The organism is Psychrobacter sp. Choline-02u-9, from assembly GCF_002836505.1.
GTDB lineage: Bacteria > Pseudomonadota > Gammaproteobacteria > Pseudomonadales > Moraxellaceae > Psychrobacter.
The window spans coordinates 1-23,629 of sequence record NZ_PJBF01000064.1 but is presented as its reverse complement, the minus strand read 5'-3'; the positions used below and the strand labels follow the sequence as shown (position 1 = coordinate 23,629).

25 protein-coding genes and 1 tRNA gene are annotated in these 23,629 nt (G+C 42.3%); 15 read left to right on the top strand and 11 right to left on the bottom strand.

Annotation, left to right across the window (positions count from 1 at the left end):
- Positions 1 to 16: 16 nt before the first annotated feature.
- A complete protein-coding gene (locus tag CXF69_RS13415; protein ID WP_057761516.1) occupies positions 17 to 304 on the bottom strand; it encodes an ArsR/SmtB family transcription factor in 288 nt (95 codons plus the stop codon).
- Between the two features lie 378 nt (positions 305 to 682).
- Between CXF69_RS13415 and CXF69_RS13410 the strand changes: the two genes are divergently transcribed.
- From CXF69_RS13410 to trxC, 3 genes are all read left to right on the top strand, one after another.
- Positions 683 to 1,555, top strand: coding sequence for an MBL fold metallo-hydrolase (locus CXF69_RS13410; RefSeq protein ID WP_102078814.1), 873 nt, complete (start codon positions 683 to 685; stop codon positions 1,553 to 1,555).
- Between the two features lie 159 nt (positions 1,556 to 1,714).
- The gene (locus CXF69_RS13405; protein WP_101205740.1) at positions 1,715 to 2,335 is read left to right on the top strand and encodes a class I SAM-dependent methyltransferase; all 621 of its coding nucleotides are present in this window, start codon (positions 1,715 to 1,717) and stop codon (positions 2,333 to 2,335) included.
- Positions 2,336 to 2,458: 123 nt separating this feature from the next.
- Positions 2,459 to 2,896 carry a thioredoxin TrxC gene (gene trxC / locus CXF69_RS13400; RefSeq protein ID WP_101205741.1) on the top strand — a complete coding sequence of 146 codons (438 nt, stop codon included), beginning with the start codon at positions 2,459 to 2,461 and terminating at the stop codon, positions 2,894 to 2,896.
- A gap of 185 nt (positions 2,897 to 3,081) precedes the next feature.
- Here the strand turns inward: trxC and CXF69_RS13395 are convergent, their stop codons facing one another.
- The 4 genes from CXF69_RS13395 to CXF69_RS13380 form a co-directional block, all read right to left on the bottom strand.
- A complete protein-coding gene (locus tag CXF69_RS13395; RefSeq protein WP_057761508.1) occupies positions 3,082 to 3,477 on the bottom strand; it encodes a hypothetical protein in 396 nt (131 codons plus the stop codon).
- Positions 3,478 to 3,642: 165 nt separating this feature from the next.
- Positions 3,643 to 4,002 (bottom strand): SirB2 family protein, encoded by a 360-nt coding sequence (locus tag CXF69_RS13390; protein WP_101205742.1) that lies wholly within the window; start codon positions 4,000 to 4,002, stop codon positions 3,643 to 3,645.
- A 74-nt stretch (positions 4,003 to 4,076) separates the two neighbouring features.
- Positions 4,077 to 4,397, bottom strand: a complete 321-nt coding sequence (locus tag CXF69_RS13385) for a BolA family protein (RefSeq protein ID WP_101205743.1) — start codon at positions 4,395 to 4,397, stop codon at positions 4,077 to 4,079.
- A 284-nt stretch (positions 4,398 to 4,681) separates the two neighbouring features.
- Complete coding sequence (locus tag CXF69_RS13380) at positions 4,682 to 5,494, bottom strand: M48 family metallopeptidase (protein ID WP_057761502.1); 813 nt, start codon at positions 5,492 to 5,494, stop codon at positions 4,682 to 4,684.
- A gap of 530 nt (positions 5,495 to 6,024) precedes the next feature.
- On the opposite strand from CXF69_RS13380, the gene CXF69_RS13375 reads away from it, so the two are divergent.
- Positions 6,025 to 6,099: transfer RNA gene (locus CXF69_RS13375), tRNA-Gly, on the top strand.
- A 218-nt stretch (positions 6,100 to 6,317) separates the two neighbouring features.
- Entirely contained in the window at positions 6,318 to 7,724 is a 1,407-nt protein-coding gene (locus CXF69_RS13370; RefSeq protein ID WP_101205744.1) for a Na+/H+ antiporter NhaC family protein, read from the top strand.
- 34 nt (positions 7,725 to 7,758) lie between these two features.
- Here CXF69_RS13370 and CXF69_RS13365 read toward each other — a convergent pair whose 3' ends face one another.
- Entirely contained in the window at positions 7,759 to 8,664 is a 906-nt protein-coding gene (locus tag CXF69_RS13365) for a LysR family transcriptional regulator (RefSeq protein WP_101205745.1), read from the bottom strand.
- A gap of 137 nt (positions 8,665 to 8,801) precedes the next feature.
- Here CXF69_RS13365 and CXF69_RS13360 point away from each other — a divergent pair, with 137 nt between their 5' ends.
- The 3 genes from CXF69_RS13360 to CXF69_RS13350 all read left to right on the top strand — a co-directional run bounded on the left by CXF69_RS13360 (position 8,802) and on the right by CXF69_RS13350 (position 10,963).
- Positions 8,802 to 9,182 (top strand): DoxX family protein, encoded by a 381-nt coding sequence (locus CXF69_RS13360; RefSeq protein WP_101205746.1) that lies wholly within the window; start codon positions 8,802 to 8,804, stop codon positions 9,180 to 9,182.
- 346 nt (positions 9,183 to 9,528) lie between these two features.
- Positions 9,529 to 10,242 carry a pirin family protein gene (locus CXF69_RS13355; protein WP_101205747.1) on the top strand — a complete coding sequence of 238 codons (714 nt, stop codon included), beginning with the start codon at positions 9,529 to 9,531 and terminating at the stop codon, positions 10,240 to 10,242.
- 109 nt (positions 10,243 to 10,351) lie between these two features.
- Positions 10,352 to 10,963: a nitroreductase family protein gene (locus tag CXF69_RS13350; protein WP_057761493.1), complete on the top strand. Its 612-nt coding sequence runs from the start codon at positions 10,352 to 10,354 to the stop codon at positions 10,961 to 10,963.
- Positions 10,964 to 11,176: 213 nt separating this feature from the next.
- Here CXF69_RS13350 and CXF69_RS13345 read toward each other — a convergent pair whose 3' ends face one another.
- The 3 genes from CXF69_RS13345 to nadR form a co-directional block, all read right to left on the bottom strand.
- Complete coding sequence (locus CXF69_RS13345) at positions 11,177 to 11,611, bottom strand: Mpo1 family 2-hydroxy fatty acid dioxygenase (protein ID WP_101205748.1); 435 nt, start codon at positions 11,609 to 11,611, stop codon at positions 11,177 to 11,179.
- Between the two features lie 222 nt (positions 11,612 to 11,833).
- Positions 11,834 to 12,565, bottom strand: a complete 732-nt coding sequence (gene pnuC, locus CXF69_RS13340) for a nicotinamide riboside transporter PnuC (protein ID WP_101205749.1) — start codon at positions 12,563 to 12,565, stop codon at positions 11,834 to 11,836.
- 126 nt (positions 12,566 to 12,691) lie between these two features.
- On the bottom strand, positions 12,692 to 13,750 hold the full coding sequence (gene nadR / locus CXF69_RS13335) for a multifunctional transcriptional regulator/nicotinamide-nucleotide adenylyltransferase/ribosylnicotinamide kinase NadR (RefSeq protein WP_101205750.1): 1,059 nt from the start codon (positions 13,748 to 13,750) through the stop codon (positions 12,692 to 12,694).
- A gap of 744 nt (positions 13,751 to 14,494) precedes the next feature.
- On the opposite strand from nadR, the gene CXF69_RS13330 reads away from it, so the two are divergent.
- The 4 genes from CXF69_RS13330 to CXF69_RS13315 all read left to right on the top strand — a co-directional run bounded on the left by CXF69_RS13330 (position 14,495) and on the right by CXF69_RS13315 (position 18,860).
- Complete coding sequence (locus CXF69_RS13330) at positions 14,495 to 14,707, top strand: PspC domain-containing protein (RefSeq protein ID WP_101205751.1); 213 nt, start codon at positions 14,495 to 14,497, stop codon at positions 14,705 to 14,707.
- Positions 14,708 to 15,182: 475 nt separating this feature from the next.
- Positions 15,183 to 16,169 carry a glycine--tRNA ligase subunit alpha gene (gene glyQ, locus CXF69_RS13325; RefSeq protein ID WP_180952677.1) on the top strand — a complete coding sequence of 329 codons (987 nt, stop codon included), beginning with the start codon at positions 15,183 to 15,185 and terminating at the stop codon, positions 16,167 to 16,169.
- A gap of 9 nt (positions 16,170 to 16,178) precedes the next feature.
- The gene (glyS, locus tag CXF69_RS13320; RefSeq protein ID WP_101205752.1) at positions 16,179 to 18,272 is read left to right on the top strand and encodes a glycine--tRNA ligase subunit beta; all 2,094 of its coding nucleotides are present in this window, start codon (positions 16,179 to 16,181) and stop codon (positions 18,270 to 18,272) included.
- A gap of 297 nt (positions 18,273 to 18,569) precedes the next feature.
- Complete coding sequence (locus tag CXF69_RS13315; RefSeq protein ID WP_227522949.1) at positions 18,570 to 18,860, top strand: hypothetical protein; 291 nt, start codon at positions 18,570 to 18,572, stop codon at positions 18,858 to 18,860.
- Between the two features lie 78 nt (positions 18,861 to 18,938).
- Here the strand turns inward: CXF69_RS13315 and CXF69_RS13310 are convergent, their stop codons facing one another.
- Complete coding sequence (locus tag CXF69_RS13310; protein WP_101205753.1) at positions 18,939 to 19,400, bottom strand: cell division protein ZapA; 462 nt, start codon at positions 19,398 to 19,400, stop codon at positions 18,939 to 18,941.
- Positions 19,401 to 19,508: 108 nt separating this feature from the next.
- Positions 19,509 to 19,949, bottom strand: coding sequence for a hypothetical protein (locus CXF69_RS13305; RefSeq protein WP_057761479.1), 441 nt, complete (start codon positions 19,947 to 19,949; stop codon positions 19,509 to 19,511).
- Between the two features lie 212 nt (positions 19,950 to 20,161).
- On the opposite strand from CXF69_RS13305, the gene CXF69_RS13300 reads away from it, so the two are divergent.
- From CXF69_RS13300 to CXF69_RS13290, 3 genes are all read left to right on the top strand, one after another.
- Positions 20,162 to 20,815, top strand: a complete 654-nt coding sequence (locus CXF69_RS13300; RefSeq protein ID WP_101205754.1) for a UPF0149 family protein — start codon at positions 20,162 to 20,164, stop codon at positions 20,813 to 20,815.
- 123 nt (positions 20,816 to 20,938) lie between these two features.
- Positions 20,939 to 22,144: an acetylornithine deacetylase gene (argE, locus tag CXF69_RS13295; RefSeq protein ID WP_101205829.1), complete on the top strand. Its 1,206-nt coding sequence runs from the start codon at positions 20,939 to 20,941 to the stop codon at positions 22,142 to 22,144.
- Positions 22,145 to 22,319: 175 nt separating this feature from the next.
- Positions 22,320 to 23,045, top strand: coding sequence for a LysE family translocator (locus CXF69_RS13290; RefSeq protein ID WP_101205755.1), 726 nt, complete (start codon positions 22,320 to 22,322; stop codon positions 23,043 to 23,045).
- Positions 23,046 to 23,629 lie beyond the last annotated feature (584 nt).

The following is a 23,629-nucleotide window of genomic DNA, read 5'->3' as shown; positions in this document are numbered from 1 at the left end:
TTAGGCGAGGGCGGCGTTATTCTGCTTTGGCACAAAAACGTTGATACAGCAGATCGAGTACAGCTAGCGCATCCTCGCTTGCGATACTATAGTAAATTTGCTTACCTTCGCGGCGTGTGGCGACCAGCTCGTCTTTACGCAATATACCCAATTGCTGCGATAAGCTCGGCTGTCCAACCCCGACCAAATCCTCCAGCTCACCGACGCAATATTCACCTTGGGTCAATTGACAGAGAAGAAGTAGGCGATCAGGGTGCGATAGCGACTTTAGTAGTTGGCTGGCTTGTAGCGATGCTTGCTGCATTTGCTTGGCAAGATCGGCAGGTACTAAATCTGCAGTATCAGATGACCCATCGTCAGTAGTACTGCGAGTAGGTGTACCTTCGGCTGAAATAGAAGTAGTCAGAACAAATTCCTTACATTAGATGGTAACAAATGCCATGATTTTTTGAGCAATATATAGTTGATTATCAATGATATCACGCCACATAGCAAGTTATCATTAATTACATTATATAAATTGATAAATTGTATGTTGGTTGTTATATTGGTGGCATCATATAAGTCGTAGGAACGCATTATATACGACTGAATATCATACTTAAGGGTTAATTAAAGATAAAAATCCCTATGACCAAAATATGTATAAATAACTTATGTATAAATAATCAAAGAGGCCACCATGCAAGTTCATTCTTTTTTAGATAGCGATACAGAAACCTATACCCACGTACTTGCTGATACTGAGCAAAAATTATGCGCCATTGTCGATCCTGTATTGAATTTCGATGCTAAGTCAGGCCGAACCAATACCAGTAGTGTCGATGAAGTGATTGAGTTTGTACGTGAGCAAGATTGGGCGCTCAAGTATATTATCGAGACCCATGCGCATGCAGATCATTTATCTGCCGCCATCCATGTAAAAGAAAGCCTTGGCGGACAGTTAGTCATCGGTCAGCATATCACCGAAGTACAAAAAATCTTTAAGCAAATTTTTAACTTTGACAGCAGTTTCCGTACTGATGCTGGTCAGTTTGATATTTTGACAGATGACGGTCAGACTTTAGAGCTTAGTAACATTACTATCACTGCGATGTATGTACCCGGTCATACGCGTGCAGATATGGCCTATCTAGCCGCTGATGATGAGAAAACAGTGGTATTCGTTGGGGATACGTTGTTTGCACCTGATGTCGGTACAGCGCGCTGCGATTTTCCTGGCGGCGATGCCAAAACGCTTTATCAGTCTATTCAGAAGCTGCTAGCACTTCCTGAAGATACCGTCATGTATCTGTGTCATGATTATCCAAGCAAAGGCCGTCAGCATTGCCCGACGACGACGGTAGCCGCACAAAAACTAGAAAATATCCATGTCAAAGACAGTATAAACGAAGCGGAGTTTGTGCAGATGCGTGAGCGCCGTGATGCGACTTTAGATATGCCCCGCCTTATCATCCCTGCTGTACAAATCAATATCGATGCAGGACATTTTCCAGAGCCAGAAGACAATGGTACGCGCTATCTAAAAGTACCGATCAATGTCCTTGGTGGATAAGTTAAACAGTTTAATAACTGAAGATGATTACCTAATGCAGCCCTACGTAAGTATCGTATGATTGATATCTATAAGAATGCTAACCTGTAGACTGTCCATTTCTAGATGCTATATATGACCACCTGCAGGCGCTAAGGGCGGCAATAACTGGAGAGAGCAATGAACCCTTACGAGCGCTATGTGTTGCCAAAGATGATAGATATTGCCTGTAGTACGGGTAATGTGATGAAAGCGCGTTCTAAAATTATTCCGCAAGCGCTCGGTAAGGTGTTGGAGATCGGCATTGGTAGCGGTCTGAATTTACAGTTTTATGATGCTAATAAAGTCTCTTCTATCATCGGTGTGGATCCAGCAGCTCAGATGCAGTCGCTGGCCCGTGAGCGTGCAGCTAACATTGGCATTCCAGTTGAGATGGTAGCCGTCGATGTACAAGGTATCCATGCCGATATGGATCAATTTGATACGATTGTGATGACTTTTACCTTGTGTAGTATTGATGATCCAGTAGCGGCGCTTCGAGAAATGGCGCGCGGGGTAAAACCTAACGGTCGCTTACTATTTTGTGAGCATGGACTGGCACCAGACTCTTCTGTTGAACGTTGGCAGCATCGATTGACGCCTTTTTGGAAACCTATAGCGGGAGGATGTCATTTAGATCGCGATATTCCGGCGCTTATCAGAGAAGGTGGTTTTGCTATTGATGAGTTGAGCGAAGCGTATTTGCCCGGTCCACGACCGATGAGCTATGTGTATAGCGGTGTGGCACAGCAACTGGCATAAAGGATAAGCCCAATTAACTATGCTAAAATTATTCATGTAATCAATCAACGTAAATAGCTTTTATATAAAAGAGTTCATGAATAGTATTTGAAATAACAAAATAATTAGAATAGGAATTAAATAATGAGTGAGCAAAGTTTTCATCTAGTATGCCCACATTGCCAAGCAACCAACCGTGTACCTGCTGCACGATTAAGCGCTGCGCCAAAGTGCGGTAAATGTGGTCAGCCATTATTGACTGCCAGTCCGCATGAGTTCAATGCGCAAACAGCCAATAAGGTTATCCAAAAGAACGATGTTCTGACTATCGTAGATTTTTGGGCGAGTTGGTGTCAGCCTTGTATTATGATGGCGCCAGAGTTCAAGAGCGCGGCTAGTCAATTGCCACAAGTGGTCTTTGCCAAAGTCCAAACGGATAAGTACGAACAGGCGGCCGCTCCTTATAATATTCGCAGCTTACCAACGATGGTTGCTTTTAGAAATGGTAAAGAAGTAGCGCGACAGTCGGGCGCGTTACCAAGTCATCAAATCCTCCAATGGGTGCAAGGCTTACAGTCTTAATAATAATCAGACTAGATTGACTCTTCTCCAAGCTATCTATCCAAGCGCTCATGTTTTCTTATAAAAACCGTAGCAATAAAAAAGCCAATATGCGATCTGCATATTGGCTTTTTGCTATTTCATGTACTATTTTATGGTGTCATACACTATCTTAGTCGTGCAGATAGCCTTGCATTTGCTTAAACTTACTCACCATAAATCTTGATGCCATTGGCAAAGCTACAACGTTGAATGCGTGCCGATTGGACAATTGCATCACGCTCACCGTAGAGACGCGATAATTTTGCATCACGTGCTTTGGTATTGTTGCTCTTGCCTAGACCAAAGCTGATATTCGGCGAGATACCCCAGCGTCCTGCAGAGACGCCAACACCGACGCCTGATGCCGATAGGGTCGATTGCTCATTGCGAGCCGCTTCGACATAGCGGTTGACGCGAGTGTACTCTTGGCTAAGTGCTTGGCAATTATAATTTTGATAAGTACTTGGCGGTACATATTGAGGGGTGATGTTACCAGTAGAGGCACAACCTGAGAGCGCAAAAATGCCAGCTAGTAGTGTCGCTGTCGTAAACGTTTTCATAATGGCTCCAGTGGCTAAGTGATTGTATTTATATCTATTTAAGATAGCAAAAATAGCGCAATTAAGATATTGAAAATCCGTCGATGATGAAAAATTTTCGTATCATGTCATCAACATATCGACAGCTTTCTAAAACGGTTGCTTATTAAAACAGAAAATCGCTTATTAAAATAAGTTTGCTGGTTTGGCAAAGGCAAGTATGACGATCCCGATATAGGCAACGGCAGCAATAAGGATACCTGTTTTTCTTTGCACAGGTGTCGCATCAACCTTAAACGCTTTGATACTTGAGCTAATAGCAGCGATAAGTAAAATGATTTTGGCAAACACCCACTGGACAGGAGCGTTGGCACCCATCAATTGCATTAGCATCATCGCACCTGACAGGATAAGCAGGGCATAGATAATATGCGTGGCTATTTTGACCACACGTGGTGCGCGGCGGTCTGCGCTGAGTACTAAGTAACTTTGATATAAAAATAGCACAACAGTCAGCGCTGCCATCAGCATATGTAGATGTTTCATTGAATATTGCTCCCTCTAAAACTGCAGTATATAGGCTAATTTAAAATATGTAGTTGCGATTCAAACATAATCGGCTATTTGTTTTGACCAGCACATAATGGACTCGCAGGGCTTTGACCTTGCCATTCTGTCGGAGTATAGGCATGGATAGCGAGGGCATGTACTTGACCGCCTTGTGAAGTGAGCAAAGGCGTGACTAGGCCATATATAAGCTGATGACGCCCGACCAGTCGTTTGCCTTCAAATGCATCACTAACGATAGTGAGCTTAAAGTGGCTTTCTTTACCTTCAAAATAACCGGCATGCGATATTGACTCATTAATCAGTTCAATATGCTGCGGCACAAGCGCTTGTAATTCGGCATGAAGTGCGTCGGCAGTAGGTGTGGTACTCATAACAATCCTTCAATGTATTTTGTGCAATTTGATTGGGCAATCTGCAAATAATATTTATCGGTATTATAACAGACAGGGTAGGCGGGATAGCGTGCGATTGCCAAATCGCCTAATTGCAAACACTGCTGATTACAGTGCTTATCAACTACAATGCTTGTCAATTATAAAACCTGCAATGTCTGGCTATAACTAAAAAAGCAAAGCACAACGCTTTGGCTGTACTTTGCTTCTATGATATCTAAACAAGCGCTGCTAAAGCATAAAGGTAGCTAATTCTCTACTTATTAGCGACGCGACTGTTGATATAGAGGCGTAACTTTTGGCATCAATGACTGTAACTCTGCGATACGGCTGCTGCTCGTTGGGTGAGTGCTGAGGAATTGTGGTGGCTCACCTTGGCTGGCTTTTTGCATTTTTTGCCACAGTGTAACAGCCGCCTGAGGGTTATAACCTGCACGTGCCATCAGCTCAAGACCGATCTGATCGGCTTCGCTTTCCTGAGTGCGACTGTGGGGTAGGCTCAAGCCTAAATTACCAGCAGTCCCTGCTAACTCAGCCTGTCCTTGTGATAGGCCAAATATACTGGCAGCCAGACCGATACCAGTTTGGGTTGCATACTCGCGTGATAGACGCTCACGTGAATGCTCACGTAATGCATGAGATATTTCATGACCCATGATGGCAGCAATCTCATCATCAGTGAGGTTCAGACGATCGATGATGCCTGAATAAAACATAATCTTACCACCCGGCACCACAAATGCATTTAGATCATTAGACTTGATGGTGTGTACTTCCCATTGCCACTTGGCTGCATCTGCGCGGTAGACGCCAACTTGACCAACTAAGCGATTCGCAATATTTTTCAAGCGGTTTAGCTGAGCGGTATTCGTATCTAGCACACCTTTTGATTTTGCGTCTTGTATTGTTTTGGCATAGCTTTGAGCAGATAGTGCCAATACTTGCTCACTAGACACTAATAGCAGCTGCTGACGATCAACACCAACTGCGCCAGAATTGGTAGTGCTGGTACAACCAGTTAAAGTCAGTGCTGACAATGAAGCGGCCATCACTGTCGTGGTTAATAACTTCTTCATAAAAATATCCTCTCTATAAGATGGAAAAACATAAAGTCAAACAAGTTAAAAAATAGTGCAGCAGATGTTGGAGTCGTGTTTATTAATCTTTTAGTAGTGCTCATTCATCCGCTTAAACAGTAAAAGTTTACCTTAACTGCCATTGGACATAAGTATAATAATGTTAACCACCTAAAACCAAGATAGGAAAAGTAACAATAAAGCGTATGATTGTAAGTGCGATATCTTTTTATTAGAGTGAAAATAGTGAGTTTTTCCTTTATCGATTGTCTTATGACCGTTATAAAGCTAAGGGAAGTAAAGCTCAGACTTAAATTTCTATAATTAATGTGAAATATTTTTCATTTAGCTAAAATTAATTCCTGTTTTTAAATCAATTGCTTATGTTTGTTTATCCGATAAAAAAGGCATTTAGCTAAAAATATTAGAAATAAATTCTAAAAAAGGTATTGACACCCGCAGAATATTTGCTAAAATAGCCAGCCTATCGAGACGGAGTAGTTGTTAACAACGCTACGGATTGATACTAAGCGGGAATAGCTCAGTGGTAGAGCATAACCTTGCCAAGGTTGGGGTCGAGAGTTCGAATCTCTTTTCCCGCTCCAAATATGGCTTGAAAAAGCGCAAAAAGCCTCACTTCACAGTGAGGCTTTTTTTTATGTGTAAAATCTGTCCTAAGTCAGCAAATAGTGAAAACATAGAAAGCAAAAACTAGAGCTAACTATAAATAGGACAGAAGTTATCAACATTTAGTATTTAAGAATAGATGCGCACACCAGAATACCTGAACGAATTAAACTTCTCGGCAACATAAGGGCATCCAATGCCACCAAAACCCCTCACATTAATCAGTGCCAAGCTCGCCTTTATCATATCCGCCATCGTCATCGGTATCATGGGTATCACCATGATCGGCTTTGGCTGGGTGCCTCATCTGTCTCTTATCTTGGCTATCTGTGTGCTACTGGCTATCGGTATGTATAAAGGGCTCAGCTTTGATGACATGCAAGCGCAAATGGCCTCAGGTGTCATGCGTGGTATTGGTGCCATCTATTTGTTCTTCTTTATTGGACTGATGGTGGCGGCTTTGATGATGTCGGGTGCGATTCCAACGCTTATGTATGTAGGCTTTCAGCTGATCTCACCTGAGTACTATTACATTTCTGCCTTTATCTTAACCTCTATTATTGGTATTGCTTTGGGTAGTAGTTTGACGACTGCAGCAACGCTTGGCGTAGCGTTTATTGGTATGAGTAATGCGTTTGATGCCAATGTTGCGATAGCGGCAGGGGCAGTAGTATCAGGCGCGTTCTTTGGCGATAAGATGTCGCCTTTGTCTGATACTTGTACGATTGCATCCTCTGTTGTCGGTATTGATCTGTTTGAGCATATTCGCAATATGATGTATACGACAGTACCTGCATGGATACTGACGGTTATCTTGTTTTGGATGTTCTCAGGACAGACAACTAGTGCTGATCTGAGTCAAGTAACCATATTGCAAGGTCAGCTGATAGACAGTGGTTTGGTACATGGGTATTCAGTACTGCCTTTTGTGGTATTGGTCGGATTGGCACTGTTTCGGGTCAATGCGATTTATACGATTATCTGTACTATTGCCGCGGCACTGATCATTACTTATGTGCACAGTTCACCAAGCTTTGGTCAATTGGGTGGTTACTTGTTTGCAGGCTATGCCCCTGCTGAGTCATTAGAGCTAGGGGAAGTAGGTGGTATGCTGTCACGTGGTGGTGTACAGAGTATGTTCTTTACTCAGGCGATTGTGATACTAGCCCTAAGCTTAGGTGGTCTATTAACGGCACTAGGTATTCTGCCAGCACTGCTATCTGGTATTAAGGACACATTGACGACTTCAGGACGAGCTATCTTTGCAGCCGCGATGTCTGCATTGAGCATTAACGTGCTGATTGGTGAGCAGTATTTGAGTATTCTACTGTCGGGTACGGCCTTTCGGTCGACGTTTGAGCGCTTACACTTGCATCCTAAGAATTTATCTCGGACGATTGAGGATGCAGGAACGGTGATTAATCCATTGGTGCCTTGGAGTGTGTGCGGGGTATTTATCAGTCAGGCGCTAGGGGTGCCGGTATTAGACTATTTACCTTATGCATTCTTCTGTTATTTGTCACTGCTGCTGACGCTGCTATTCGGGTTTACGGGGCTGACGATTAGTCGGGTTAAAGAGGGGACGGCGCCCCAAAATCAATAGCAATTGATATCGTTAAGGATAATAAGAGTGTTGATTAATACTGATCCCAGTACGGATTATCACCGAATTGCTCGGCAATAAAATCAATCAAGTAACGACAACGCTGCGACAAAAAACGATTCTTTGGATAAACAGCATAAGCGGTTAGGGTTGGCAATTGATAGTGTTGGAAGACAGGTACCAGCTCGCCCAGCGCCAGTTGTTTATAAGCAATAAAAGTCGGCACAAAGGTAATGCCATGTCCTTTGACTGCCAAATCTACTAAGAACTCACCATTGGTGGCTTTGATTTTGGCATCTATCGTACGATGATGACTTCTGCCTTCAGTATCCACCAAGTTTATACTATTGGTTTGACCGAGACTGTATTGCAAAAGCGCATGGTTGTCTAAATCGTCTAGCGTCTCAGGCATGCCCATTCTTGCCAAATAATCGGGACTGGCGCAAATCACACAACGAATCAATGCCAATTTTTTTGCTTGATAGCTAGAATCTTGTAGCTCGCCGATTCGAATAGCCAACTCATAACCTTCTTCAATCAAATCGATACGTCGGTCAGAAAAATCCAGATCGAATCTCAGATTGGGATGTTTATTGGCGTATTTATCAATCACATCGTTTAGATGCATGAGTCCAAAGGACAACGGCGCTGTCATTTTTAGCGTACCTTCAATACGCATAGGAGCGTCAGTAGCATGCTCATTGACAGCGTCAACCGCACGCAAGATATTATTCACTTGCTGATAATATTGCTCACCAGCTTGCGTCAATTTAGATTGGCGGGTAGTACGGCTGATTAGTTGACTGCCTAAACGCTCTTCCAATTCTTTAAGTCGGCGACTGACGGCTGATTTTGCAATATTTAACTGCTCAGCAGCCTTGGTAATACTACCTGCCTCAACAATGCGTACAAACATCGCCATGTCTTCTAATTGACCCATTATCGATGCCTCATGATTGTTCTTACACCAAGAACTTATACTTGTGATTATTGCTGTTTATCCCATGCTAGTCAACGCCTATAATCGCGCTATTCTCTACTTAGAGACATGATTAAACACACTTTTGGAGCATTATTATGGACAAGTTACAGCAATTGGGCGCACCGCTCGGTCGTCTATTATTATCAGTCATTTTCATCTTTGCAGGCATTGGTAAAATCACAGATTATGCGACTACTCAAGGCTATATGGAATCAGTAGGTGTGCCTGGTATGTTATTACCATTGGTAATCGCGTTTGAGGTACTAGGTGGTATTGCTGTCTTGCTAGGTTATAAAGCTCGCCCAATCGCTTTCTTGTTTGCTGGGTTTAGCATCGTGTCAGCTATTATTTTTCATCAGTTCTGGACTGACGAATCACAGATGATCTCATTTATGAAAAATATTTCGATCGCAGGTGGGTTTTTGATGATTTTTGCTCATGGTGCGGGTGTTTACTCAATAGACAGTAAGCGATAAACAATAAGTGGCTGAGTTACCTCTTATACGTTTACGAAGAACAATCATAAAGGGGTAGTTTCAAATAAAGAGCGTCATGTACATTTTCACAGGAAATTTCAACAGCAGACAGTTTTTTATATAAGCATAATTTAAAGTAATTTATATACAGTTAGCTATGCTAATATATGTAAAAAATCTATGTTACGTTAGAACTGCTCCGATTGTTCTACAAAACAGAATAGTTAATTGCATTTAGCGTTGTTTATCTATGTAGAATTAATAATTATAATAAGCCCATTGTTTAAATAGATTAATCGATAATAAGTATATAGAGGATTAATCTGTTGATAGCTAAGGACGAATTATGAAAACAATCTATCATGCAGCAGACTCACGTGGCGACGCCAATCATGGCTGGCTTAAAAGCAGACATACCTTTAGCTTTGCCAATTATCATAATCCTGAGCGTGTGGGGTTTGGTGCCTTACGCGTTATTAATGATGATTTTGTCATTGGCGGTCAAGGGTTTGGCAAACACTCGCACCGTAACATGGAGATTATCAGTATTCTTCTATCCGGCAAGCTCGCTCATGGCGATAGTATCGGCAACGAGGGCGTCATAGAAACTGGTGAGATTCAAGTGATGTCAGCGGGTACAGGCATTACCCATAGTGAAATGAATGGTGACGATGCAGAGGCTGTGAGGTTTTTGCAGATTTGGGTGATACCAAACAAAATGGATGTCGCACCGCGTTATCAGCAGGTACATATGGGCGATATAATGCGACCTAACGAGCTTAGCCAAGTGCTGTCACCTAATGCCGATGATGCAGGTGTTTGGATTCATCAAGATGCTTGGTTTAGCATGGGTGGTTTTGACGAAGGTATATCGCAAACTTATCAGTTAAATGACTCTAACAACGGTGTCTACGTATTTGTCATCAGTGGTGAAGTCGTGATAGATGGCCAAGTCCTGTCTATTCGTGACGGCCTTTGCATTTGGGATACTCAGAGCTTTACGATGGACGCAACAGTAGCTAGCCGTGTGCTAGTGATGGAAGTACCGCTATTTATGTAGTCATCGGATAGCAAAGTGCTTTATCAATTAAAGTACTCATACCAATAAATATTAACGCTAAAAATTACTCTTATTAATAACTATTTTACTAACAACGTGGAGAAACACTATGTCAGATTTAACAACATTACAGCAGCTTGCAGAGAAACGTCGTTCTATCTATGCGCTAAGCAACCAGCTACCAGTAGCTAATGACGAAATCGTAAAAATAGTTGAGCATGCTATTTTGCACACGCCATCGTCTTTTAACTCGCAATCAACGCGTATCGTTGTATTGTTCGGCGATGATCATCGTAAGTTGTGGGATATGACCGAAGATACATTACGCGAAATCGTTGGTGACGAAGAGAAGTTTAAATCGACCAAAGAGCGTGTCAATGGTTTCCGTAATGGTGCTGGTACGGTGCTATTTTTCGAAGATCAAGCAGTCGTCAGAGGCATGCAAGAAGCGGCGCCTTTATATGCTGATAATTTCCCAATTTGGGCAAGCCAAACCAGCGCCATGCATCAGTATGTTATTTGGACGGCACTTGCCAGTATCGATGTTGGCGCAAACTTACAGCACTACAATCCAGTAATCGATCAAAAAGTAGCTAGCGCTTGGGATATCGATAAAGACTGGACACTAAATGCACAATTGGTATTTGGAACGATTGAGCAGCCAGCGGGCGAAAAAGCATTCAAGCCAGTCGAAGAGCGTATGAAAGTGTTTGGTGCGTAAGATAGGGTAGTCTATTCCATATAGCCCTAAAATTTTAATAGCCCCAAAAGCTCAATAGTCCTAAAAGCTTATGTAAAAAAAGCGCCACTCAGTAATTGCTGGGTGGCGCTTTTTTATTGGCGACATTCTTTTGTTGAGGGTGAGAATTGTAGATTTTATCGAATAGCCTACAGCTAAGCTAAGTTCCTGAGCAAATTACGCAGAGATTGACAACTATTTACGCTGCATCAAACTATTAGCCACCCATGCTGGACCGATTAATAAAAACTGTAAATCCTTAAAGAAAGAAGGTTTTTTGCCTTCGATTTTATGACCAATGAACTGGCCAATCCATGCAACGACAAATACCGCTGCCCACGCTTTAAAGCCCCATGGCATCGCTGCCATCACTGATAGACAGATAAGAATAAACATCCCCATCGCTAAAAACAGTGGCGTAGATAAACGCATATAAAACAGTAATACCAATGCGCTTAGTACCAAGGTAAACCATACGGATAGCGACATGCCCATACCTAACAAGCTGACAAAGATGGTTGGCACACATAGCCAATGGATTTTCTTATTAATCAGGTTTTGGTGGCTGACCGCATACTCACTGAGCCACTGCTCAAGCGTGCGTTTGGACATTTTGGGTTGACGGGACATACTAACCTCCCTGTTAGTAAATAAGCTAAGTAACTCATACTCGCTAATGAGCTCGCTACTAATCTCAGTATAAATATGATTGTTCACATCAGTTGTAGCATTAATTGCGCCTGTCTACCATGTTATCTGATAGACGGCACAGTCAATTTCACGCGTACTATTGATACTATATCAGCAAGATTTTATTCAAACTCCCAAGGGTTCTTTTCTACAAGAAACACATTATCCTTGCTCGCTGCGATGCCATTCATAAAGGCCGATAAAGGCGTTTACTTGATACACCATAGTTTGAATAGCAAAGATATAGTTACCAGACATCAGATTCACAATGAGCCAGACAAAGTTGACGATAATCCACAACCACCAGTTAAATGAATAACGCAGAATCATAGCTGCCTGAGCAGTAATAGAAAGCACAAAGGCAATGACGTTAATCCAAAAGAAAGAGATAAATCCCAAAAACAGACTACTATCATCCTGTACGACCGCATAACCATAGCTTGCTAATAAGTCATTTACTGTAGGAAACAAGGCAAGACCAATAATAATAAATGCAGCGGTGATTAACCAAACAGCTTTACTTGCTGATTTGGGTATCATGTCGCCATCAGGGTCAGTATGCTTCGACCAATAAAAGATACCGTAAACATGGGTAAAAAAGTTAAATAGTGGAGCAAGCATCAAACCTACTGCGCCAGACGTTGCCTGTACGATGACTTCGCCTGCCGTTGCCCCCATACCAAAGCCATTGCCCATGACGTTTTTGCGAAATGATAGCGAGACCACGCAAACCAAACCAATGAATGAGACTGCTAAGTAAAACCAGTCAAGCGTGGTATGGTCTGTCGTGAGCCAAAAACCTGCGGATAAGGCAATGACACCGCAAATAAACCAAATGATAATCCATTGCATCGCCCATTTTCCGGTGATGTTGTCCAATAGCTGAATACGCATCGCTTTTCCCCTAAAGTAAATACTGATATCAATATAGTGCTAACTACCATGTGCTAGTTAAATAACGTGTGCTAGTTGAATAACATATGCTAGTGAATAAATTATTATAAATATGCTCAGTACAGTTTATGATTTTTTGCCATAGATATATTGATCAATCAATAACAATGCTTGCTGATAGCGAGCATCATAGTCAGGCTGATCAATCATATGCGGTGTAATATCGTGACGCGCAAAAATATCTATCAAGCGCTGCTCAAAGCGTCCACGCGCTTCAGGCGTACCCAAAGATCGCATACCATCATCAACCCATGGCGTATTGTTATCGAGCATGATGGTGTGGTCTAAACGAAACTCATCAATACAAGCAGCCACAAAGGGATGCGTGCGACCCTCATACTCTTCACAAAACGCTTGCGTAGTGACAAAGTCAGTATCAACGATGGTGATAGGGGCAGTTGCATTGGCTTTAGCTTCTCGGATTGCCTCAGCATGGTCGAGACAAATAGGACCATAATCACTATATTGCAGCCCAACCTCGCTACCACCCAAATCTGTACCGACATACAGACGTCCCATCTCTAGGGCAAAGCTGGCACCATAATAGTTGGCAAGCTTATGGACTAGCGTTGTCTTACCTGAGCTTTCACCGCCGACGATAGCGACAGTCTTGGTATAGTCGGCGCGTGCTTGCGGATGAAGTGCTGACCAATGGGCAACGGGATCACGCGCAATCGCATAAGAGTCAAACTCAGACTGTAGCGGCGTAGTAACGACTGGCAAAAGCAGCTGCTCTTGTATGTCATTGCGAGTGAGCGGATGGTTGTTCGCTATAAACAATACAGTCTCTGCTGATAGTGATAATGCATCCATTAAACGTTGTAATTTGGCATTACTAGCAGCGACATCGATACTGACATCATCGCTAGTGTTATACAGATGTTCGTGCAGCGGTAGCTCGATCTCATGAGTAGTATGGATATGAATAAATGGCAAGTCGGCACAGGCCATCTGTAGCCAACGCGCTTTGTCTTGTAAGGTGATAGTAAAATCTGGATGAGGCGATGGATGCGCCATAATGACGATATGCAAGGTTTTGGCTTGTCCTGCTGCATCCAATATGCTGCGCATCTGCCCTAAATGTAGGGGCTCGAAATGTCCAATCATCAATCCAGTGTCGTACATAGTTATCCTTATTATTTTTTATTTTAATCTCAGTGTTCTATGTCTATTCCAAAAAATACGGTCAATGCTGTCTAAGTTAGATAATCCAAACTAGACATCTATCAAGATCCAAATCAGAAATCTATTAAGAATCGTAATACCAACCACGTTCTTTACTTCTACTATTCTTCATAAAGGTATTCTTATCTAATAGTTGAGCACTGTCCTAGCTTTCATCATAGAATATCTGAAATATGAGTTGCTTATCAGCATGGTATAAAGCTTTTGGATGATTTGCAGGTGGGTTATTGTAAAAATAGGGTATATCGCACGTACACGGAATCGCACGTTTTTTAATTGAGGATTTTTTAACTGAGCAAAGTTGGTTAGCTAAAAGATTATTCAGACTATTAAAAGTTTCACTCAATTTTAGCGTTATAAAGCGAGCTTATCTCTTTGATTAAATTAAAAATAACAAGATATGTAAAGCTAAATTGCAAGGTTATAGCAACAAAGATGGTTCTGAAACATTTTGAAATAACTATTTAAAATCAGGGACTTGCAAGATGCTATGACAGATTAGGGTAAGCTTGAGTAGCATAAACTCACAAAGTACTGCTATACCTTCAACAGATAAATCCTGAATTATTGATATACTGATTCGTAAGTTAGCAAAGCAAGATAATGTTTTAGCTAAACACTTAAGATAACTAGAAATATAGAATAAAAAAATAGACAAGAATAGAAAATAGAGAGGTATTTGATTTGACTAAGTTAGCAAAATTACATCGCTCACCAAACAATCGCATGATAGCAGGTGTGATGGGTGGCATTGCAGAATATGCTGGTTGGTCGCCAACATGGGTGAGAGTATTATTTGTCATTATCTCATCGTTAAGCGCAGCAGTACCAGGCATTTTGATTTATATCATCCTATGGATAATTATGCCAAAAGCCAACAATCAGTCTTATCAATAATAGAATTCTGATAATTATTTTTAAAATTAGCTTTTTTAAAGTTAGGTTTTCTGAACCAGTTAAAGAGTCGAGTTTAAGTTAGACGTAGTTGCTAAAAACAGTAGACCTCCAAAAAATAAAAAGCCTGATCAATCAGGATGCCCAAGATACAATTTTCCTCCTGCCCGAATGCTAGCGCATTTGGGTATTTTTTTATTCATTATATTAGTGCGAATTCTATGATGATTTGCCTGCAAATACGCTATACAACCGAGGTTTTATGCTCACTATGCAAATTTAGTTGATGTAAATATGGATAAAATAGTCAATTTTTAGTAAGGTGAGCAGGCAGATAGAGTCGTTGCCGAATAGGTCGCGTGTGCGCTATCAGAGATTTATTTAATAATACTCATTTCACAGTGGCTTTACTATGAAAACCGAAACTATGACATCCCAAGCGATAACCCCGATGACCCAAGATAAAGACTCTCAACCGATGACTTTTCAAGATTTAATCTTAACTTTGCAAAATTATTGGGCCGATAAAGGCTGCGTTGTATTGCAGCCCTACGACATGGAGGTCGGTGCAGGTACTTTTCATACCGCGACGTTTTTACGCTCATTAGGTCCTGAGCGCTGGAATGCGGCCTATGTACAGCCATCACGTCGTCCTACTGACGGGCGCTATGGTGATAACCCGAACCGCCTGCAGCATTATTATCAGTTCCAAGTCGTGCTAAAGCCGAATCCACCTAATATCCAAGAGCTGTATTTGGACTCACTACGAGCCATTGGTATTGATCCATTGGTGCATGATGTGCGCTTTGTAGAAGACAACTGGGAATCGCCAACGCTTGGTGCGTGGGGACTTGGTTGGGAGATTTGGCTAAACGGTATGGAAGTCACGCAGTTCACCTACTTCCAGCAAGTCGGTGGTATCGAGTGCTTCCCAGTCACTGGCGAAATCACTTACGGACTTGAGCGCTTGGCCATGTATGTACAGGGCGTCGATAGCGTTTATGATTTGGTCTGGGCAGATGGTGAGTTTGGCCGTGTCACCTATGGCGATGTCTTTCATCAAAACGAGGTCGAGCAGTCTACGTATAACTTTGAGCACGCTGATGTGCCGATGATGGGTGAGATGTTTGATTTTTACGAGCAACAAGCAGACAAATTGGTCGATGCAGGATTGCCATTGCCAGCTTATGAGATGGTATTAAAAGCATCTCATGCGTTTAACTTGCTTGATGCACGCGGCGCTATTTCAGTGACTGAGCGTCAGCGTTTTATCCTACGTGTGCGTACGCTTGCTCGTAAGGTTGCCTTTGGTTATGTCGAAGCTCGTGCCAAATTGGGCTTCCCATTGGCTGATGAAGAGCATCGCCAAGCCGCGCTTGATAAGTATTTGCCAAAAGAAGACGTGTCAAAAGACAGCTTGGCAAAAGAAAATACTGACACTAACCAATCTACTAACGATAAATAGGAGCATCCCATGAGTACTATTCTATTTGAACTGGGGTGTGAAGAGCTACCTCCAAAGAGCCTAAAACCATTACGTGATGCACTACAAGCCAGTGTTACTGAGCAATTGACGGCAGCAGATATTACCTTTGATAGTATCAAAGCCTTTGCTGCTCCGCGCCGTCTGGCCATTCAGATTCAAGGTATTAGCGATAAGCAGCCTGATCGCACTGAGCAAAAACGCGGACCAGCGATTAAAGCAGCGTTCGATGCAGAGGGTAACCCAACACGTGCGGCCATGGGTTTTGCCAAAGGTTTGGGTATTGAAGCTAGCGAGCTTATAACGATTAATACCGATAAAGGTGACTATGTCGGTTTTGAGCAGACTATCCGTGGTCAAGCGACAACTGAGTTACTGCCTGCTATTTTCCAAACCGCGCTAGATAATTTGCCAATTGCTAAGCGTATGCGCTCAGGTGCTAGCCGTAACGAGTTTGTGCGTCCAGTGCAGTGGGCAGTATTGATGCAGGATGGTACTGTCATCGATGCCACTATCCAAGGTCATCAGACTGGTACGCAAACGCGTGGTCATCGCTTCCACAGCCCTGACTACCATAACATTGCTCATGCCAATGATTATGAGCAATTGCTAGACGGTCTAAAAGTAGTAGCAGATTTTGATAAGCGTCAAATGCTGATCAAAAACCAAGTCAAAGCTTTGGCAGATGAAGTCAATTCTGATGCCATCGTACCGCAAGACTTATTAGACGAAGTCACTGCATTGGTCGATTTCCCAATTGCGCTACGAGCAAGCTTTGAAGCGCGCTTTTTACAAGTACCGCAAGAAGCACTTATCTCGACCATGCAAGCGGATCAAAAGTATTTTTGCTTAACCGATAAGGCTGGCAAGCTACAGCCTTACTTTATCTTTATTACCAATATTGAGTCAAAAGACCCGAACCAAATCATTGAAGGTAATGAAAAAGTCGTGCGTCCACGTTTGGCTGATGCAGAGTTTTTCTTTTTACAAGATCAAAAGCAGCCGTTGTTTGCGCTCACAGAAAGCCTGAAAAATCGCGTGTTCCAAGACAAACTGGGTACGATTTGGGAGAAGTCTGAGCGTATTGCCAAGCTGGCAGCGTTCATTGCCACGTTGATGCAGCAGCAAGGCCACGATATCAATGTTGATGAAACCGTACGTGCGGGCATTTTATCTAAAGCAGATTTAGCCAGCTCGCTTGTCGGCGAATACCCTGAATTGCAAGGTATCGCAGGTACGTATTATGCGCGTCTAAATGATGAGCCTGAAGCGGTTGCTGCCAGTTTAGAAGAGCAGTATCTGCCGAAATTCAGTGGCGATGTGCTACCACAAACACCAATTGGTATTTGCTTAGCATTGGCTGATCGTTTGGATACATTGGTTGGGATTTTTGCGATTGATCAAGCACCGACAGGTTCAAAGGATCCGTTTAGCTTACGTCGTTCTGCTATTGGTATCTTGCGTATTTTGATCGAAAAGCAGTTGCCGATTAATCTGGTTGCGCTCGTTGAGCAAGCGATTAAAGGCTATAGTGATGCTGAAGGTAGTAAGATTGCCAAAATGGGTGATACCTTTACCCAAGTCATGGCATTTTTAAACTCGCGCTATCGTGCGATGTATACAGAGCAGGGCGTTAGCGTCGATACGATTCAAGCAGTGCAAGCGATTAACCCGCATATGCCGCTTGATTTTGATCAGCGTATCCGTGCAGTGCAAGCATTTAGCGAGCTGTCACAAGCGTCGATGTTGGCTGACTCAAATAAGCGTGTTGCTAATATATTGGCCAAGTCAGAAGTGAGCGTAGCTGATACAGTCGATGAAGCACTACTGTCTGAATCTGCTGAGCAAAACTTATATGCGAACGTGCAGCAAGCGCAGACAGTGGTACAACCATTGCTGGAGCAAGCGGACTATACGCAAGTATTGCAAACGCTGGCTAGCTTAGATGAGCCGTTGACCCAGTTCTTTGATCAGGTAATGGTCAACAGTGAAGATGCTGCGCTTAAAAACAATCGCTTGGCATTGCTAAAACAGGTTCGCGCCTTGTTCTTGACGGTAGCTGATATTAGCGAGCTACAGCTGTAACCCTGCTAAAACCTGATAGTTACTTTAACTTGATTATTGTTTTAAATTGACGGTTACTTTTGATAAAAAACCTGGCTTATCATGGCCAGGTTTTTTGTTATGCAGTTGACTGGTTTACTCATACAGTTATCCGTTAGATATAACCAGTCAATTAGTGCAATCAGCAATTAAACGGTAAAGGCATTGTATTATCGCTATTATTGACGGTAAAATTTATGCTATCAAAACGTCTTAAATAATCTTATTTAATAGATTTCATTATTTCTCACGTTTACCCGTAATCGAAGGAGCACTGCCGTGTTTGCTGTTATTATCGTCATCCTTATTATTTGGGCTTCAATGTGGGCTTTTTATAAGTTTATGTACCCGCGTGCACCTAAAAGCATGATGCCAAAAGAAGGGGATGTGACCACTCCGCGTCAGTGTAATTTCTGTGGCAACAGCTTGGCTGAATATCGCGGCGTACTCGAAACCAAACCAAGCACAGTTACCGATGGCAATGTTGAAGCGAACCAAGAATTGTTCTTTTGCAATTATGAACATCAGGCAGACTTTCATGCAGGCAAGACCTACACGCCTTATGCATAAATAAATAAATGATTGACCATAAAAAAGCGCCTAACTTTATTAACTAGGCGCTTATATGTTTAATACAATACGATGCATCTACAGAATAGAATGAGCATCCTTCATAATTTTATTGAGCAATGCCTCAGACTGTTTGTCTTTCTGCAAGCGATCTTCATCACTTCTTTGATTGGCATGGATTTTTTCATATAGGTTTAAGCAGCACAGTACCAGTATGCTTTCTTGGCTAAGGCTTGGCGCATCTCTTTTTAAATCGAGCGCATAGTTGTTGATATACGAAACCGCTGACAGTAGCTCTTCTTGCTCATGTACTGGACAAAATATTGGATAAGTAACCCCAGCAATCGCAATATCGACTTTTTTGATTTGTGGTTCTGGCGCTTTAGGTGTTTTGGTATTAGATTGTGCCATGGCGCTTGATATATTTGATGCTGCTGGTACTGTTTTTTGCGGTGGTACTGGCGCACTTGTTACTGGCACATTTGGCGCTTGAGTATTTTTCGGTTGTTTTTCTATCGATTTGCTTTGGTCATCGGTCATGATAAATCCTACAATGTCTGGTCAGTGAAATGAGTGATATCAGATTTTACAAATAGCATTTGGCAGTTTAATAAGTAGTACGTCTTTGCTATCTGTTACAAGTAAACGTTAGCCTTCTGCTTGATCGATACGAGTTAGGCGCTGTAATACGACTTGCGTACGCTCGGCTGCCAATTGGTTCTTCTTTTGCAGCTCACTGTTTTGTTGTTTGATATCGCTATACTGCTGCTTTAGCTCGTTATTGTGTTGTTGCAGCTCGCTGTTTTGTTGTTGTAATTGACTGATCTGTTTTTGCAGTTTGTCTTGTTCTTCACCGATCATATGGTGCGCTTCTGCAAGACTTTGATAGCGTTTATCGAGATCGTTCAGTTGTTTTTTGGCACCGTCACGTTCGTTATGACTGTTATCTAATTTGGTTTTTAGGGCGGCAAATTCTTTTGAATCAGTAACAGGGTGTTGTTTTAAGCTGCTAAGTTCAGCACTGACAAGCTGATACTGTTTTTTGATGTCGAGTACCATTTTTTCTAATATTCTAAGTTGATCATACATAGTCAGTTTTTATCCTTAACAAGTAAGCGTGAATGAATTTTGTTCGCTGTATTTAATAATGCCATAGGTGACCGCATAATATCTATATCAACAAAGTAATTACAAGCATCAGGCTTTGTCTTTTCACTTTTATTTATCGATGATTTGTCCATGACATTTTATCGCGACTATTTTTATTTTATGAGCAATAATCAATTACTAGGACATCTATTATGAATGACAATATCTCTGGCTGGAATACTTGGCTGACTGCGTTTGATGATTGGACTGACGTGTCTATCAGCGAAGTGCATGGCATGATGACAGGGCTTATGACGGCTTGTAATGCACCCGACGAAGCAACTTGGGCTAAGGTGTTTGAAGAGCTCAGCTTTGCTCCATTACCAGAGCTTGCATTGACCTTGCTGACAGAAGAAGCGGAAGACATCGTTTTTCAGCTAAAAGACAAAGATGATGCCTACGCGTACATGCCGCTCATCCCGGATGATGAACATGATTTATACGAGCGCGTGATGGCGTTGAAACAGTGGGCAAACGGTTTTATGACCGGTTTCGGTATTACTGATTGTGGTTTGACCAGTGAAGAAAACGAGATGCTATCTGATTTGGCTAAGATTGGCGCAATTCGTCTCGAAGATGATGAGGATTTTGAAGGTGGGGAAGAGTCTTATCTTTATATCTATGAGTTTGCTCGCATGGTACCCGTAAGCTTTGCCACGCGTAAACGTAAGGCTGTCAAAGATATCGCGCTCATCGCGGGTTTGTCTATCGATGCCAAAACAACCAAAGAGCTACAGGCAGAAGGTAAGTTACCAAAACCAATGCCGCCAGTGGTTGATGTGATGAATCATAACAATCCATCGTAAGGCAGCTCTGACACATCATAGTTCTGAAAATTGTAGTAAGGATATTTTATGATCCAAAATAATAGTAGTAATAGCGACAATGTCAGTAATAGCGATAATGTTGATAGTAGCAGCGATGTCCAGATGAAAAGTGTCGAACATCCTACTCAAAGCCTCGATTGGCTAACACGTCTCATCGCCTTTGATACGGTTAGTCGTCACTCTAATTTGGCTTTGATTAACGATGTAAAGTCTTATTGTGAGCAGTTAGGTTTGACGGTAGATTTGACCTTTAACGAGGCTAAAACCAAAGCCAATTTGTTTGTGACTGTACCGGCTGGCGAGAATGCTGATATTATCAATAACGGTCTGGTCTTATCAGGTCATACCGACGTTGTGCCAGTTGATGGACAAGCGTGGTCTTCAGAGCCGTTTACCGCGACGATACGTGGTGATAAGCTATACGGACGCGGTGCATGTGATATGAAGGGCTTTATCGCTTGTGCACTAACGGTATTGCCACAAGCCGTGCAGTTATCGAATAGCGGTCAGCTACGTCGTCCGTTGCATTTGGCATTGTCGTTCGATGAAGAGGTTGGTTGTTTGGGCGCGCCATTGATTTTGGCAGACCTAAAAGCACGTGGTATCACGCCTGATTATTGTATCGTCGGTGAGCCAACTAACATGGCTATGGTAGTCGCACACAAAGGCATCGCAGTTTATCGCTGCCGTGTACATGGCAAGTCGGCGCATTCTTCATTGATTGCACAAGGTGTCAATGCTATTAGCTACGCTAGCAGATTGGTCGGCTATGTAGATACGCTTGCTGAAGAGCTGAGCGCTCGTGATGATAACGATGCATTATTTACAGTGCCATATTCGACATTGTCAGTAGGGACCATACATGGTGGCACAGCGACCAATATCGTGCCCAACCTATGCGAGTTTACTTTTGACTATCGTAACCTGCCGCACATGACGCAAGACGATATACTAGCGCCAATTCAAGCCAAAGTCGCTGAGCTAAATGCCCAAATGCAAGCGCGCGCGCCAGAGACTGGCATTGAGCTGATGCAAGAAGAAAGCGTCCCCGCCATGACTGATAGTGATAGCGCTGAGTTGCAATCACTAATCGCTGCGCTGACAGGAGATGATGAGCGTCATAAAGTGGCTTATGCGACTGAAGGCGGTCAGTTTACCAATGCAGGTATCCCAACGATTATCTGTGGCCCTGGTAGTATTGAGCAAGCGCACAAAGCGGATGAGTATGTGGAGCTTAGTGAAATTGAACGCTGTGATGTGTTTTTAAAGAAGTTGTTAGATAGCTGTACGACTCAGCCGTCCATGTAATCGTAATTATTCAGAAGAAGGCATGTCGTTTCTTTAATGATTTCTGCGAGAATTTTTGATATATAGGTATAAGTGACACCGTCTTAATGGCGGTGTTTATTTTTTAGTCGCATATTTAAGTCGTATAGCCGTTTGTATTAGAACCATTTACACATGACAAAGTAGGGGTGGGTTGATGTCTTGGCATCTGTTTGCAGTGTTTTTCGCAAGTACGTTTTTTATCTCAGCGACCCCTGGTCCTAATATGCTGCTAGCGTTTCAGTATGGCATGAACTATGGCGTCAAACGAACCTTATGGACGCTAGCAGGTCTGAGCCTTGGCTTGTTTGTATTACTGCTATCGACACTGCTTGGATTGGATGTAATCAGTCGCCAGTCACCGTGGTTACTGACCATTATCAAAGCCGTGGGTGCGGCATATTTAATCTATTTGGGTATCAGCTCTTGGCGCGATGCTGGCGACGGTAGCTTGATGAGCGATGCTAAAGAGTTGAGTGCAGAGGTAGCAGCAGACTATGCTGCCACTGATGGATTGCCTACACCACAGCCGCGTTCGCTCTCTAGTGCTGCTACTAAAATAGCACCGAGCAATACGACCTTGTTTCGTACTGGTGTTTGGGTGTCATTATCTAATCCGAAAGCTATCTTGTTCTTTGCTGCTTTTTTTCCTAAATTTATCAATTTTAGTGCGCCACTATGGCCACAATATGTCCTATTGACCATTGGCTTGTTTTTGAGCGAAACGATTTGGCAAATCGTATATACGCTAGGTGGTAAAAAGCTGGCAAGCTGGCTCGATGTTGGTAATCGCTTAGCTTGGCTCAATCGTGGATGTGGGGTAATATTTATAATTATCGCTGCTGCCCTATTGGCTGAAGTGATAAATAGTTTTATAGCTTAAAAACTACCGATACGATTTTAAATCAAAGTGATTAATTAAACACACGTTTATTAAATTATTTTCTATACAAACCAAATTAATTATTGACTTTAATTTTTAAATCGTTATTATTATCTCATTGATTTATATTGCTTATCTTTCATAAGCGATAAATCGTTTCAATTAACCTGCTATTGTCGCCCTGACATTGGCCACAACCTATGGAGGAATCATCGTGTCCTATATAACTACCAAGACGTTTTTAGAGATTAAATGTGTAAACCACATGACAGCAATGACACCTTCGAAAAGGTTTGGCTAAATTTTTATATAAGCTATTGAGTGATATCCCATCTATCGATATCAACGAATAGCTTTCTGTATCTACTTGCGCTATCTCTTTTCTAGGTCTACTGTGCCAAATTTGCTTTGCGATTGTGCTAAGCTATATTGCACCTGCTGTTATCTGTTTACCTAACATTTTTCTTTACCGTTACTGCCAATGAATCGTTTCAGGCTATGATTTAGCTAAAGCTTTTCTATGCGTATAATATTTACGCTGTGGCCGACGGTTTTGATCTATATTATATTTCTTTAAAATGTCC